Source organism: Emticicia sp., from assembly GCF_049241225.1.
Lineage (GTDB): Bacteria > Bacteroidota > Bacteroidia > Cytophagales > Spirosomataceae > Emticicia.
Genome location: NZ_JBMLRC010000041.1, coordinates 44,054 through 58,795, shown reverse-complemented (window position 1 = coordinate 58,795; position 14,742 = coordinate 44,054). Strand labels below are relative to the sequence as shown.

Below are 14,742 nucleotides of genomic sequence, written 5' to 3'. Positions count from 1 at the left end.
TACTCCAATCGTACCATTTAGGAATTGAAATATGCCCAAAACATTTCTACATTGCCTAACCGCAAAAACTCCAATCGTACCATTTAGGAATTGAAATAGAGCTGCGATGGGTGAACCAGCAACGGCACCAAATACTCCAATCGTACCATTTAGGAATTGAAATACATCCGCTTTATAGTAGTTATTACCTTCTTGAAAAACTCCAATCGTACCATTTAGGAATTGAAATATCGTGAGTATTTACCAACGATGCCAGTAGCAAAAACTCCAATCGTACCATTTAGGAATTGAAATTGTGAGGGTTTAGCTACCGATGTTTTCGACAACGACTCCAATCGTACCATTTAGGAATTGAAATGCCGATACAAGATTTTAACGGTATTTTGGGTAAATTACTCCAATCGTACCATTTAGGAATTGAAATGATGTGTTAACAAAGCCAAAAAAATATAGGCTCGAAACTCCAATCGTACCATTTAGGAATTGAAATGCCACATTACTTTATATTACAGTTAGAAAAATTACCACTCCAATCGTACCATTTAGGAATTGAAATTGCAAATAACTGTTGACATCCCCGAAGATTTGGAAGACTCCAATCGTACCATTTAGGAATTGAAATTGTGAGGGTCTAAAATTTCTTGATAACCCTTAGTAGACTCCAATCGTACCATTTAGGAATTGAAATTTGTAGAGCTTTTTAAATCGGTTAAAATCTCGCAACACTCCAATCGTACCATTTAGGAATTGAAATATATTCGAGATTGCCACCGTATGCCCCCACTCGACACTCCAATCGTACCATTTAGGAATTGAAATAGTAATACACCGTTATTACGATTGAGCCAAGTCCTGACTCCAATCGTACCATTTAGGAATTGAAATGAGTGGGCTGGAGAGTTACTCGGTGATGGGGGTTGAACTCCAATCGCACCATTTAGGAATTGAAATGTGTCTATACCTCTGGAGTTTCCGTAGGCAATTAGTACTCCAATCGCACCATTTAGGAATTGAAATTTTCGGTGCAGTCTAATAATGAGCTGGCAAAACTTAACTCCAATCGCACCATTTAGGAATTGAAATAATTTTCAAAATTTCGGACACGGACAAAACGTGGAACTCCAATCCCACCATTTAGGAATTGAAATTTTGAGTAATACCAAAAAGTGTTAGGTATGGGCTGCACTCCAATCGCACCATTTAGGAATTGAAATGAGCTAACCAGTCGATGCAACGTGGCTGGCGTGATACTCCAATCGTACCATTTAGGAATTGAAATAATAAAAAGATATTTAAATATAATCTTCACCAAAACTTGAAATGAATTGGGGAATGGGAATATGATTTAGAAAAAAGTTACTTATTCGAATAATAATCCAATACGGTTTTTCTAAAATTAAACTCGTATTTCGATTGAATCAAATTTGATTTTGCCCTTTCGAGATTAATACGAAAAGTATTTAATTCAATTGCATGAAGTAAGCCTTCTAAATAACGGTCTTTGGCAGAATCGTAGGCAATTTGTTGAGCTGAAACCTGCCTTTGGGCAGCCTTTAGCTTTTCTTGGGCAATTTTGGCAGTCAGATACACCTGCTCAATTTCTTGCTTTATTTGAAGTTTTGTCTGTGATAGCTGAGTTTCTACAATTCTTTGATTGATTTGAGCATTTGTAATTCGTCCTTTAACCTGCCCATTGGTGTAAATTGGGATATTTATACTTAAACGTGCAAATTGATTCAAATTAAAGCCTAATTGATTGAAATAATTATATTCTTTCGCTGCTGCACTCGAATACGCTGAACCAACTCCTGCACCCAAAGAAACAGTTGGATATTTACCTGCTTCGGCGAGTTTTACGCCTATATTGGCACTTCTTACTCGTAATTCTGCACTTTTAATAATTGGTTGAAAATAAAATCCAGAAAGAATATTTTGCAAGTAATTATCATTCAAGAGAACTGTTTTTTCTTCTATCGAATTACTCTCAATATCATACGCCACAAAATTCGGAAAAGCCATCAATTGAGCCAATGAAAGTTTTGAAACATCAATATTGTTTTTGGCATTTAGAGCATCATATTCGGCAGTGGCGAGTTGTGCATCTAAATCAATTAAATTAGTTTTTGGCATATTCCCTTCATTGACCAATGCCTTTGCTCGTTCATATTGAGATTGGATGTTTTGAATTTGCTCCTGAGCAATTTTTGATAATTCTTGGTTCATCAGCACCTGCATATAAGCAAGTGTGATTCGGATTCGTAATTCATTTTTTGCCCTTTGAATTTCCACTTGGTCTGCTTCGGCATTGTATTGGTTTTGAATAATCTGATTTTTAAGCGAAAACCCATTAAAAATTATAAAATTGGCATTTGCACCAAACGAATTGGAAGAAATAGTGCGTTGAATGAAGCCATTGGTGAAAGGGTCAATGCTCCGACCTGAATTAATCCCCTGCGAAAACGAACCTGAAAGATTTGGGAGAATAGCTTTTTCTGACTGCTCCAAAGTATTTTCAGATTGCTTTAATCTTAACTCTTTTAACTTTACATCAAAATTTTGTTTGTAGCCGTATTCTATACATTGATTGAGAGAAAAACGCTGTTGAGCATTTCCTCCAAAGTAGAGCAAGATTAGAATTAGTTGTAGAAAATATTTTAAAATACGGTTATCCATATAAAACAAACTCCCTTTTAGGGACGATTCGATTGGGAGCTACCTCTCAAAAATCCTAATAAATTCTTTAAAAAACCTCTCTATCAGCCTTTTATCTTCTGTAATTATTTCACCTGATGCGGTCATTCCATTACGAAAAGGGATAGTTTTATTTGCTGAAGTTTTTAGTCCTTTTGGGAAATTTACTTTAACAAAATAAGCCGAGTCTTTTGGGATTTCGGAAATACTTTGAATCTGCCCTCGTAGTGTACCATACTCTTCATAAGGATAACTTTGAAGCTTTACTATAATTTCCTGCCCACGTTTTACTTTACCAAAATTAAATTGACCGATATTCATTTCTCCGTGAAACCCTTCTCCATTAGGTAAAACATAAAGCAATTCTTGTCCTGTTTTTACTAACTGGTTTTCTTGTAGTGATGTTAAAAAAACCACTTTTCCTGCCGTTGGAGCAATAGCAACGTAAAGTTGTTTCCATGCTTCAATATCACTTTTGAGGGTGTGCATGGCTTGAATGAGGGCATTCTTTTGTTCTGTAATCGTTTTGTCTAATTCCAAAATTTCTTGTTGCTTTTGATTTTGAGATATTAGATTATTCTTCATCGAACTCTGCATTTGCTCATTGCTTTGCTGTTTGCCAAGCACTTTGCTGATGGCTTGCCGATAATCATTTTTTGAAACATAACCTTTTTCTTGTAGTCGTTTTTGGCTTTCCAGTTCATCTTCGGCTAATGCTAAATCTTTTTGATTATTCTGTAATTGATTTTTAAGATTTGACTGCAATGAATTTAGTTGAGCAAAATCATTTTCGAGCATTTTTCGTTTTTGTAAATAAGTACCATTACCAACAAAAGATTTTACTCTGGTAAATGTTTCTTGAAAAACCTGATAAGATTTTTGTAATTCACCCAATTGAAAAAAAGATGGAATTTCGACGGTATAAGCAGCCGAAAGATTATCATTAGCAGTCATATTGACCAAAGAATCCGTTAAATCATTCAATATCAAAACTTCTTCATGATTGGCGGTACTCTCCAAAAATGCAATCCTTTGTCCTTCTTTTACTGTCTGGCCATCAGTTGTTAGTAATTTTACGAGTTTTCCATCTGTTTTAGCTATAACTGATTTTGGTAGGTTCTGTGAAACAATTTTAAGACTTCCGCTCACCAAATCAGGGTAACGAATAAACCAGGTAACTGCCAGCATCAGCACCAAAACAAAGAAAAAAACAGTAATTCCCCAACGAATAAGCCACGCAGGTGGTTTGCTCAAAACTTCATTTACCTCGCTGCTTCGTAGTTCGGGCATTCTTCCATCATTGCCATTATTTCCGTTTTTGTTGATAATTGGAGGTAAAGTAGGAGGTACAATGATTTCTTGTTTCAATAAATCATCAGTTATTTCCATACCTTTTCCACCCAACAATTCCATCAGATTTGTTCGGAGTAATTTCTCTGAATTATTTGATTCGTCGTTCATTAATTCCCTAATTCTAACTGATTTTTCACTAACTCAAAATATTTTCCATGTCGTTGTGTGAGTTCGGCATGAGTTCCAACTTCTACAATTTCTCCTTTTTCCATAACTACAATTTGGTCAGCATTTTTTACCGTACTTAGTCGGTGAGCTACTACAATTACCGTCCTTCGACCCGTGGAACCGCTTTTAAAGAATTCTTCTAAATTTGCCATGATAACGCTTTCGTTATTGGCATCAAGTGCGTTGGTAGCTTCATCGAAAAATATAAAATCAGGGTTTTTGTAAACGGCTCTGGCAATTAGTATTCTTTGCTTTTGCCCTTGTGAAATACCATTTCCTTCTGCACCAATTTTTGTATTATAACTCAATGGCAATTGTTCAATAAACGATTGAATATTAGCAACTTTTACTGCATGAAGCAGCTTTTTAGTGTCTGGAAATTCATCACTGAAAGCAATATTCTCAGCAATAGTATCTGAGAAAATAACCCCTTCTTGCATGACCGTTCCACATTTACTACGCCAAAGTTTGTGGCTGATATTTTCGAGTGAAACATTACCTAAGCGAATTTCTCCGCTTTGGGGCTTATAAAATTTTAGTAATAATTTTAATAGTGTAGTTTTCCCACTACCACTTGTGCCTACAATTGCCGTTATTTTTCCTTGTGGAATTGTCAAATTAATATTTTTCAAAACAGGTTCATTTCCTGCACCAGTATAAGTAAACGTGAGGTTTTTGAGTTGAATATCTTGATTTTCGGGCAAAATATGTAACAATGGTTTTTGTGTAGTTTCTTCATCATCAATTTCATGAATTTCATTCAATCTTTCGAGGCTGATTTGTGCATCTTGGTAGTGTTGCATAAACTGAATCAATTGCTCGACAGGGCTATTGAGCTGCCCAATGATGTATTGGAGTGCCATCATTGCCCCTAAAGTCATTTGCCCATTAACAACCGCAGTGGCTGCCAAAAACGAAATGACAATATTTTTACCCTCGTTGATAATCATTGCTCCCGTTTGCTGATATTGTTGCAAAGCAAGCCCCTTGACGCTTAAATGAAAGTTCTTCACTTGTAAATTCTCCCACTCCCAACGTTTTTTTATTTCGGCATTATTGAGTTTTAGTTCAGGAACAGACTGTACAAGTTGTATCAAAGAACTTTGATTTTGACTCGCTAAAGCAAAGCGTTTATTATCTAATTTTCGGCGATAACGCAGAAAAAATACTATCCAAATACTATAAACAATACTACTCACTAAAAAAACGCCAAAGATAGTAAGATTATAATACGCTAAAACTACGCTAAAAATGATGAGATTGAACATCGAAAAAAGTATATTAAGCGATGTTCCCGTAAGGAAAGACTCAATGCGTTGGTGGTCGCCGATGCGTTGGAGAATATCGCCAGTTTTTTTTGATTCAAAAAACGAAACGGGCAAACGCAATAGTTTACCCAAAAAATCTGACAATATACTGAGGTTTATACGTGTACTAATATGAAGGAGTATCCAGCTACGGATAAACTCTACCGACATTCGGCCAATAAACAGCATCAGTTGGGCTGCCAGTACCAAATAAATAAAATGCAAATTGCGGGTTTGGATGCCAGTATCTACCACCGATTGTGTAAGAAACGGTAGAATAAGCTGTAATATTGAACCAATAAAAAGCCCCAAGAAAAGTTGTAGGATAAGGCGTTTATACTTAAAAAGGTAGCCCGACAGCATACTTAGGTTAATACCCTTTGTTTGCTCGTCAGTTTCTTGGTAAAATCTTTGAGTTGGCTCTAAAAGTAGTGCAATGCCTGTTTTTTCACCTTCGACTATAGTAGTTGCCCACTGGCTTTCAAACTCGGCATAAGAATATTTAATAAGACCCAATGCAGGGTCTGCAATATAAACTTGGTTCTTTTTGATTTGATAAACAACAACAAAATGATTTTGTTTCCAGTGAATTATACATGGCAGTGGAGCATCTTTTTCTAATTGTTTGAAAGGTACTTTTACTGCCAACGTTTTGAAACCAATGCTCTCGGCAGCCTCACTGATACCCAATAAAGATACACCCTCTTTGCCTATCTGGGTTGCCTCACGTAGTTTTTGTATAGAAAACCCTCGCTCATAATGCTTTGCTACCATGCGTAGGCAGGTAGGACCGCAATCCATTGCATCGTGTTGTTGGAAGTGAGGAAATTTAGGCATTATATAAATCTTTTTACTTTAAAATCTTAACAAAACCCTTCAAACTCATTACTCGTTTTCATCAATCCTAATTCAACTAACTGGTTTGCATCTTTAAATTTTTTAGACTTTTCGTAATAAAAATTTAGTTTTGGCTGCTTATCTATTGTTTTGGCGTAATGTTCATATCTAATTGCATTACCATAATGTTGCTTTCTGCTTACTTCCTCCTGCACTTCCCCTATAAAATCTGATAAAAATTTTGTGTGAAATACAACCCCTTCAATATCGGCAGAATTTGTATTTGTTATTGCGTGCATTCCTTGAACAAGATAAACACCATCACAATATTTGAAGAGTGGAACTTTTGAAAGAATATCTGTTGGATTCATTTTCCCAAATACTCTTTCTCTCATACCGCCTGCATAGGCACTAATTTGAATTGGTTTCATATTTTTATTATCATAAAATACAAATGAGGCTTTGTAGTATTCTGTATCAAAAAAAAGCAATATTTCTAATGGATTAGTTTGTGTATATTCAACTTCTAAAATATTATTATCAGCGTACATATCTAATAAAAGCGTTGAAATTGAAGTAAATTTATGTTTTTCAAGGTATTTTATTAAACTCGGTAAAGATATAGTATTGAAATTTGGATAATAAAACAGTTCATCAATATCAACTACTATACACCAATAATTTTTACCATAAGTATCTAATAGATGTTCCATCCAAAACCAATGATTTTTATATGTTTCATTGGTAGAAAAAAGATGAAGGTTTATTTCTTTTAAAGCAATTTCTACGGAGTTATCGGTTGAATTATTATCAATTATGAAAAATCTATTAACCCCCATTTGTTTATAATATTGAAAAAAATGAGGTAATCTCATAGATTCATTTCGCATAATGGCAAATAAACGTATTTCATTTAAGTCTGCTGGTATACTATATTGGTCTATTCTATTGAGCGTTTTAACAGACTCTTTTCTTCGCAGATTATATTCTCGCCTCTTCTTTTTTATACTCCAATATTCTTTTGCCTTGCTTAACAAGGTTATCCATCTATATTTCAAAGAATAATTCGGCATTACTTTTTCTTTAAAAGTTGTTCAAACAAAATTTTAGTTTCGGCATCAGAAGGACGAGGAGCATTAGGATTTATAACTTCACCATCTTTTCCAATTAGAATATATCGAGGTATTGTTGTAATATTAAACTTTTGTGCAATTTCTGATTCGCTTCCTTTAGGTAAGAAATAGCTTTCATCCTCTGATAAGCCCATTTGATTTGTTGCTTTAGCCCATGCCTTAAAATTTTCATCAATTGAGATATAAACAAAGTTTACTCCCCTGTTTTTATATTTATTATTTAGCTTTTGAGATATTGGCATTTCTTTCCTACAAGGTAAACACCATGAAGCCCAAAAATCTATATATGTAATTTTACTATCGCAAATAGCTTTTAACGTTTTAGGGGCTTGATTTAAGGAAAGTAATTCATCATTACTTATTTCTACCTTTCTATTATTACCTAATAAATCTTTTAAATATACATTATATTGAAGTGATTTACTTGTTAGTATAAATTCATTAACCAAGCTATCATATTCAGCATGTGTAAATTTAAAATCTGTTCGATTATTTTTTACCCAAGATAAAATTTTAAATTGCATATAAACCTTAGTATGACTCTTAAAATTTGAGCTAATGAGTGTGTAATATTGCTTTAAGGATAAGTCTTCTCCAGGATTTTCTAAGTAGTATAATAAATTTGATATGCCCCAACACCCTTTACGATAGTAAGGAATATAGAGAAGCTCATCATTGTTATAATACTTTAAATTATAACTTAACTCTTTTAAGTATTTGGCATCCCATTTATTATAATTACCAAAATAAGTTTTTCGAAACAATTTGTCATACATTATTATTTCTTGCCAATCCGTTAAGAAAGTGCTATCCAAATTATGTCTTACACAATAATCTTCAAGAAATTGTCTCTTTTCTTCATAATAGTTTTCTATTTTTTCTTCTCTCAAGTTATATTTTTTTAAAAAAGTTGTATCTAAAAAAAAAGATTCTAAGAATGATGCCCTTTTTTGCGAGAATTGTTTATCAAATTCTACTGAGAAATTTAACTCTTTCTCCCATTTTTTATCTTCAGTTTTAGTTCTAATTTGATTTAAAGAATCACTAATACTTATTGAAATATTTTTATAGGCTTCTCTAATTAAAATATCTTTTGATTGCCAACCCTCTGTTGAAATTATAGATGGCGATTTTACTTCATTTCTCCCTTGGTTCAAGTCAATGATTTCATCAAAAATATTTTCATAAGATAAGAGTTGATTTTTAGTATTATTAAAAATTAGTGAACTGTATTCATTTTCTGACTTGTTAGGCACGGTTTTATCAGCATAATTTATTTTGGATTCATTTGAACAGTTACATCCAAATACTACTATAAAATAATTTAAAAATAACATCAATTGGCTTCTTTTATAAGTAATGCTATTTTGTTTCCCTTTAAAAGTATAAATTAGACATCTCCTAAAGAGATTCGAATGTTTCTTCTGTGGCATACTATTTATTTTAAACCTATTTGAAAAAAATAAAACGAACCTAAAACAATAAATTAGGCTCGTTTTAGCACTTTAATCTAATTACCAAGAGGCACTTTTATGTGATGAACAACTATCACAGCAGTAAAAAGTTTGTACCCCTCCCCCCCAAGAGGCAACAGTTTTTGCTTCTTTTTTTGCAGAGTCTAAGGACGAATGATTGCAGTTTCTGGAACCACCTGTGTTACCTATAACAGTTACACAACAAGCTCCACCACCCTTTACTTTTTTCATTTCTGACCTTGTCAAGATTGAATCATTAAAGCTTAATAAACTTTTCATTTTTTCATTTTTTTGAATTTAGAAAATTGATTTTATTTTTGATTTCGAAATCCATACCTATTTCCTCAAAAGTTCGTCAAATATTTGCCTGATTTTTGGGTCTGATGGGCGTGGTGCATCTTGATTGATTACTTTGCCATCTTTATCAATAATCATATATCTCGGAATTGAATTAATTTTATACTTTTTTGCTATTTCAGATTCAGTATTTTTGGGAAGAATAAAACTTTCATTTTCTAAAAGCCCTATTTGTTTCATTGCTTTTTCCCAAGAAGCAGGATTTTCATCAATAGAGATATAAAGAAAATTTACCCCTTTTTCTCTATATTCTTCTTTTAGTTTTTTAGAAACGGACATCTCTTTAAGGCAAGGGAAACACCAAGAAGCCCAAAAATCAATATAAGTTAACGGAGACTGATTTAATTTATCAAAAACAAACTGTTTATTATTGATATCTAATACTTCATTACCTTTTGTAATCAAATTATCTAAATTTTGTTTTTTTGTTAAGCTATTAATAAATTCAGGAGTTTTACATGAAGAAATATATTTGTTCAATATTTCACCATACTCTTGGTCAGTAAATTTAAACCTGTATGGATTATTTTTTACAAGGGAAATGTATTTGTATAAAAATAAATCTCTAGTTTGATTAGTAAAAATCTTATCAAGTTCATCATATTCAGATTGTAGGTTGTAAGCTTTTTGTAATGGTGCTTTAGTGGTAAAGTAGTCATAGACTAAACCTACACTATTTTTGTAAGCTCTTAAATATAGTTTTGAATCATTATTGAAGTTTGAAAAAGTATTTTTTATTTCCTCATGATACCACTTTGGTAAAATTGTCATAATTTTTCTGTTAGGTATAATATACAATTTTTTCTCAAGCATTTCATATTTAAAAAAATCTCTCCAAGCACTAATCGATTCCTCACTCAATTCAAACTTTTGTTTATAACTCTCTAAAAAAATATTTTTTGATTCTAAATCTATTTCTATTTTTTTCTCCCTTTCCTTCAAGTTTTCATTCAAATTATTTTCTTCTATTGTAACATCAGGTACATTGTCCACTATTTTAACCTTACTCTCTTGTATATATTTTAAATATAAGTTATCAATTATTGAGTCTTTCAAATTTTTAGATTTAATAAAGAAAAATGATTTTTTTTCGGAAATTTTTATGGTGTCTTTATTTGTATCACAAAGAAAAACTTGTTTAATTGTTCTATTTTGGCATACAACTTGGATTTTTTTTTGTGAAGTTTCTATATTTGTTATCCCCGTGGATAATAAATGATACTTTCCAAAACTATCATAATACAATACAGCAGAGTTGTTCTGACTAAGTTCAATTTTAAATACTATCAAATCCTTATTTTTTTTAAAATTTGTCAAAACAAGGTTTTCTACTTTTTTTACTTTTGTGCCTTTAGATTCGCATGAAATTAGAAAGGTGATTATGAGTGAAAAATAAAATATTTTCATAATGTTTATAATATAATTATTGACCTGATTATCAGATTGTTATATTAGCTAAAACATAATTTAATTAGTATTGTACACATAAATTACAATTAAATTATTTTAATTTTACCTCAACTAAATAAAAACTTGTGAGGTAAAATTAAAAGAAGTATTTTAGCACCAAGAACATACTTTCGATGGGCCATCTGTACAACTAGAACAGCACCATCGAGTAGACCCTCCATTGCTTGCACAAGTTGCCTTTCCCTCTTTGCTCAATACTTCACCTTTATTACCATAAATGGGTTGCATCGCCCATCCATTTCCATAACATTGGGAAGAACATTGACCACCCTTAACACTCTTCATCTCTGACCTTGTCATTGATGAATCAAAAAAACTCATTAAACTTTTCATTTTTTTCATTTGTAAAATTTAGAAGAAATTAAATTTATTATTGATTTCGAAATCCTATTTTTGATTGTAAACTGAGCAATTTTATAATTTCGGTCGTGTTATAATACTTTGGTATTTCTATATTATTCAAGAAAGTAACTGGTGCTTCTGTTACCCCTGCTAACTCAAGCCAACGAAGATAAAAGGCTGTTTGTTTATACCCTTCTTCATTCTCTTCTATAATCTGTGTGCGTTTTATCCATTTCTTTACATTTTTAGATTCATCAGCAAACCATTCCCGCAAAGCTTCACTCAAATTTTCTTGGCTCAATATTCTTCTGCTTATTTGCCCAGCGTTGTCATTGCGTGCCAAAGAAGCCGCTAAAATTATTTGAACTTTTATTGTATCCTCAATTTCTAATAATTTCTTAACGATATGGTAAGTTTGTCGGCAAGAAGCACAAACAGGACTTAAAACTAAAATCAAACTATTCTCCGCTGCAGGATTTCCCATTTCAATAGTTTTCATACCCTCAAAAATAGGTGGAAGAAATACTTCTTTACCCATTAATGCTTGAATATAGTCTGGGTCAAATTTGAGTTTCTGAAACTCTCGATATATGGTGTCAATTCGTAATGATTTTTGTATTGGTTTCTTTATGAAAGCCCAAAGGATAGGAGTGAGAACAAACGCAAAAACAGCTCCCCAACCCCCGATGGGGGAGTTAAAAAATAAAATAGGACTTGTAAAACCCATTTTCAGAAAGATAAAAAACTCCACCCAAATCAAAACTTGAATTGTTACGCAAAGCGGACACCATTCTTTGGCAATAAATGCTTGGTAATAAATTGACCAGATGGTGTAAGGTAAGGCTAAAACACCCAAGCTCCCTAAGCTCCAGAGAGGGAATTTAGGAAAAAATAATAGTGTTAGAAATCCACCTGCAAAATAGAAAAGCCCAACTTCTGACCACGTAAGCCAACCGAAAATTCTAGCGGCTTTTGAGTTCAAAATATTATTACAATTTGTTTTGTTATTGAGTTGGCAAACACTTCTTAAAAACGAATTATTACTATCAATACTGTACCAAACCAGCATTACCGAAACAACTAAACCTAATGTTTTTGTAAGTAAGAGGGCATAATATTGCCAGTTGTCAGTAATTGAGTATTGTTTTGTAACTTGGTAAAGCAACAAACCAAAACATGTTAATAGCCCTGTAATAATGAAAGGAAATCGAAGGCTCTCAATGATTTCTTGCTTGCGTTTTTCTTTGTAATTTACTTCACCCGAAGTTTCATTGGGTTCAATTAAAAGCGTAGTACCTTGCCAGTGATGCAAAAAAGAGGTAATGCTTTCTTTTTTTATTCCAATTTCATCATGTGTCCATTCAATAGTATCATCTATTATTTTAGTAATGGTTATAAATGTGCCACCACCACCCTCAAAATGAGCAATAGCAGGTAATGGAATTTCGTGCAAACGGTCGGGGGTTAGCCGTGTTGCTAAATTTGGCACATTAAAGTCATGCAGTACATCACTAAAAGCAACAAATGTTGGAAAATTAGGATGTTGTAATAGTGCATTTTTTAGACTTGTTGCTGTTATTTTTAAATTGGTCAACCTTACTAATTGCCAAATAGCCTCAAAAGCATTCTTTTCGTTAGGATTGAGTTTCATAATCCAATTTCGTTGAGTGTTTGTTTAAGTATTTCGGGTGAATAGTTCTTTACATTTATTTCTTTAAATGTTTTAATCTTATTTTTAAATGCTTCATCATCAAGTAATTGATTTATTTTTATTTTGAGTTCGTTTAATCTTTCAAAGCCAAATACCCCTCTTAAACCAATACCAAAATACTCAACTTTAAAGGCATTTCCGTTTTGGTCATAGTGCATATCTAAAGGATAAACCAGCATTGGCACTTCATAATGAATACTCTCTTTTATTGAACCAAATCCGCCATGTGTGATAAACAAATCACAGATTTGTAGTACCTGTAATTGTGGTACTCTCGAAAAAAAAATGACGTTTGGTATGTCTTTTCTATTACTCTCTATAAATTCAATCACAAATCGATTAACGGATATTATTAGAAATGAATTAGGAATACTGCTCACAGCATCAATTATTGTATTCAGAAAATCTAATAACTTTCGGTCTGGACCTTCATAATAGGTACCAAAACTGCAATAGATAATTTTTTTAGGGGATATTTCATCACTTCCTTGTTTTTCTTTGATGATTTTTTGCCAACCTTTTTCAAAGTTTTCATCTAATTCTGTATCTTTTCTCTTTTCTCGGTGGCAAAGTCCTAAATAATATTGATAGCTTTTGCGAACTTCGGGGGCGAACTCAAATTCTAAGGGTGCAAGTAAAAGTTCGGGTACATTATCAAATGACATCGTAAAGCTATTAGGCACTATTTTATATTTTTCTGGAATCTCATTGTTCATTATTAATTTTTTAACTTGGTTTTGAGCTAAATATGCCAAAATTGTTGATTTTGGGTACTTCAAAAAACCTTTGATTGAAAACTTATTCAGTTCTTGATTCTCATTTTTTCTGTTACTTTTAATCAAAAATCCTTCTGAAACAATAGGGTAATCTCCAACACGATAAGTAGAAGGCATCGGATTGAACAAACAAATTTTTATTTCATGATGCTTGTGATAGAGACTTATAAAATCGGTACTATTAAAAATGTCTAAAATAATGACACTCGGTTTTATCAATTCAATTAGTTTATTGTACTCTCCTTTCCGATACTCATATACTTCATTTGTTCGGTATGCTTTTACAAGCCTCAAAAAACTGACCTTATCTTTTTTTATTTCTGTAATAACTCTCCCTTCAGCACCGATAGCAACCTTAAAACTTGAAATGATATACGCTTTGTAGGCATTTTTCTCAACTATTTCCTTTAATATTTCGGTCGTTACGGCGTAATGAACTTCATATCCATTCTCTGAAAGTAAATCAGCCAAAAACAAAGATGGTATAACATGACTTCGTATAGATGCAGGTACAATCAATGCCCTTTTATTCATTGGTCGGTTGCTAAATGAAATATTTAAAATACTTTACGATGTAATACAAGGACTCACCAATCAAAAATTAGTAATTCAGGAGTTTATAGGAATGTAATTTTTTTAAGAATTACTTTACTTTTTGGAAGTGAGACAAAATTGAGAGATAAGCGAGTGAATTCCTATGCAAAAACGCATAATCGTTATGCAATTTTGCATAATTTTTAATGCGTATTTTTACGTATTAAAAATAGGTATTTTTACGCTATTATTTTTTATAAAAAGTTCTTTAATTTGCCAATTATATCCCTAACTTGAGCACAAACCATGACTTACGGTACTAAACTCCGCAATATCCGATTACAAAAAAGTTTATCACAAGCAGAAGTAGCTAATGCTATTGGTCTTGACCAAAGTAGTTATTCTCGCATCGAAAGCGACCAAAGCGAACCCAAAGCTGGTGTATTGATGAAAATCGCCAAGTTTTATCAGGTAGATATAACGTCTCTGTATCCTCCATCTGCATTATGAGTGTTTTATCTTTACTCTAATATTGGGTTAGTAATTATTTCTATATCACAATATTGTTCAAACTCATTACATCACATT

At 32.5% G+C, this 14,742-nt stretch carries 10 protein-coding genes and 1 CRISPR repeat array; of the genes, 1 reads left to right on the top strand and 9 read right to left on the bottom strand.

Translation table 11 applies throughout. From position 1 onward, the window contains the following. Position 1: 1 nt before the first annotated feature. Positions 2–1,279: direct repeats of the CRISPR family, unit length 30 nt; unit sequence ACTCCAATCGTACCATTTAGGAATTGAAAT. Between the two features lie 77 nt (positions 1,280–1,356). The 9 genes from ACOVO2_RS02760 to ACOVO2_RS02720 all read right to left on the bottom strand — a co-directional run bounded on the left by ACOVO2_RS02760 (position 1,357) and on the right by ACOVO2_RS02720 (position 14,154). After that, entirely contained in the window at positions 1,357–2,673 is a 1,317-nt protein-coding gene (locus ACOVO2_RS02760) for a TolC family protein (protein ID WP_421768505.1), read from the bottom strand. 39 nt (positions 2,674–2,712) lie between these two features. Then, complete coding sequence (locus ACOVO2_RS02755) at positions 2,713–4,152, bottom strand: HlyD family secretion protein (protein WP_421768504.1); 1,440 nt, start codon at positions 4,150–4,152, stop codon at positions 2,713–2,715. After that, positions 4,152–6,356 carry a peptidase domain-containing ABC transporter gene (locus ACOVO2_RS02750; RefSeq protein ID WP_421768503.1) on the bottom strand — a complete coding sequence of 735 codons (2,205 nt, stop codon included), beginning with the start codon at positions 6,354–6,356 and terminating at the stop codon, positions 4,152–4,154. Before ACOVO2_RS02750 ends, ACOVO2_RS02755 begins: the two co-directional genes overlap by 1 nt. Positions 6,357–6,382: 26 nt before the next feature. Then, positions 6,383–7,429, bottom strand: coding sequence for a glycosyltransferase family 2 protein (locus ACOVO2_RS02745; protein WP_421768502.1), 1,047 nt, complete (start codon positions 7,427–7,429; stop codon positions 6,383–6,385). Continuing rightward, on the bottom strand, positions 7,429–8,826 hold the full coding sequence (locus ACOVO2_RS02740; protein WP_421768501.1) for a TlpA family protein disulfide reductase: 1,398 nt from the start codon (positions 8,824–8,826) through the stop codon (positions 7,429–7,431). The genes ACOVO2_RS02745 and ACOVO2_RS02740 overlap by 1 nt, the downstream gene beginning before the upstream one ends. Before the next feature lie 177 nt (positions 8,827–9,003). Beyond that, positions 9,004–9,243: a hypothetical protein gene (locus ACOVO2_RS02735; protein WP_421768500.1), complete on the bottom strand. Its 240-nt coding sequence runs from the start codon at positions 9,241–9,243 to the stop codon at positions 9,004–9,006. 57 nt (positions 9,244–9,300) lie between these two features. After that, entirely contained in the window at positions 9,301–10,728 is a 1,428-nt protein-coding gene (locus ACOVO2_RS02730; RefSeq protein WP_421768499.1) for a TlpA family protein disulfide reductase, read from the bottom strand. A gap of 433 nt (positions 10,729–11,161) precedes the next feature. Next, the gene (locus ACOVO2_RS02725) at positions 11,162–12,784 is read right to left on the bottom strand and encodes a vitamin K epoxide reductase family protein (protein WP_421768498.1); all 1,623 of its coding nucleotides are present in this window, start codon (positions 12,782–12,784) and stop codon (positions 11,162–11,164) included. After that, positions 12,781–14,154 carry a glycosyltransferase gene (locus tag ACOVO2_RS02720; RefSeq protein ID WP_421768497.1) on the bottom strand — a complete coding sequence of 458 codons (1,374 nt, stop codon included), beginning with the start codon at positions 14,152–14,154 and terminating at the stop codon, positions 12,781–12,783. Before ACOVO2_RS02720 ends, ACOVO2_RS02725 begins: the two co-directional genes overlap by 4 nt. Before the next feature lie 306 nt (positions 14,155–14,460). Here ACOVO2_RS02720 and ACOVO2_RS02715 point away from each other — a divergent pair, with 306 nt between their 5' ends. Beyond that, entirely contained in the window at positions 14,461–14,664 is a 204-nt protein-coding gene (locus ACOVO2_RS02715; protein WP_305951699.1) for a helix-turn-helix domain-containing protein, read from the top strand. The last annotated feature ends 78 nt before the right edge of the window (positions 14,665–14,742 follow it).

Excerpts from the sequence above, each read along its gene's own strand:
- ACOVO2_RS02715 (WP_305951699.1), top strand. The coding sequence starts at position 14,461 with ATGACTTACGGTACTAAACTCCGCAATATCCGATTACAAAAAAGTTTA.
- ACOVO2_RS02745 (WP_421768502.1), bottom strand. The coding sequence starts at position 7,429 with ATGCCGAATTATTCTTTGAAATATAGATGGATAACCTTGTTAAGCAAG.
- ACOVO2_RS02740 (WP_421768501.1), bottom strand. The coding sequence starts at position 8,826 with ATGTTATTTTTAAATTATTTTATAGTAGTATTTGGATGTAACTGTTCA.
- ACOVO2_RS02735 (WP_421768500.1), bottom strand. The coding sequence starts at position 9,243 with ATGAAAAGTTTATTAAGCTTTAATGATTCAATCTTGACAAGGTCAGAA.
- ACOVO2_RS02755 (WP_421768504.1), bottom strand. The coding sequence starts at position 4,152 with ATGAACGACGAATCAAATAATTCAGAGAAATTACTCCGAACAAATCTG.
- ACOVO2_RS02760 (WP_421768505.1), bottom strand. The coding sequence starts at position 2,673 with ATGGATAACCGTATTTTAAAATATTTTCTACAACTAATTCTAATCTTG.
- ACOVO2_RS02750 (WP_421768503.1), bottom strand. The coding sequence starts at position 6,356 with ATGCCTAAATTTCCTCACTTCCAACAACACGATGCAATGGATTGCGGT.
- ACOVO2_RS02725 (WP_421768498.1), bottom strand. The coding sequence starts at position 12,784 with ATGAAACTCAATCCTAACGAAAAGAATGCTTTTGAGGCTATTTGGCAA.
- ACOVO2_RS02730 (WP_421768499.1), bottom strand. The coding sequence starts at position 10,728 with ATGAAAATATTTTATTTTTCACTCATAATCACCTTTCTAATTTCATGC.
- ACOVO2_RS02720 (WP_421768497.1), bottom strand. The coding sequence starts at position 14,154 with ATGAATAAAAGGGCATTGATTGTACCTGCATCTATACGAAGTCATGTT.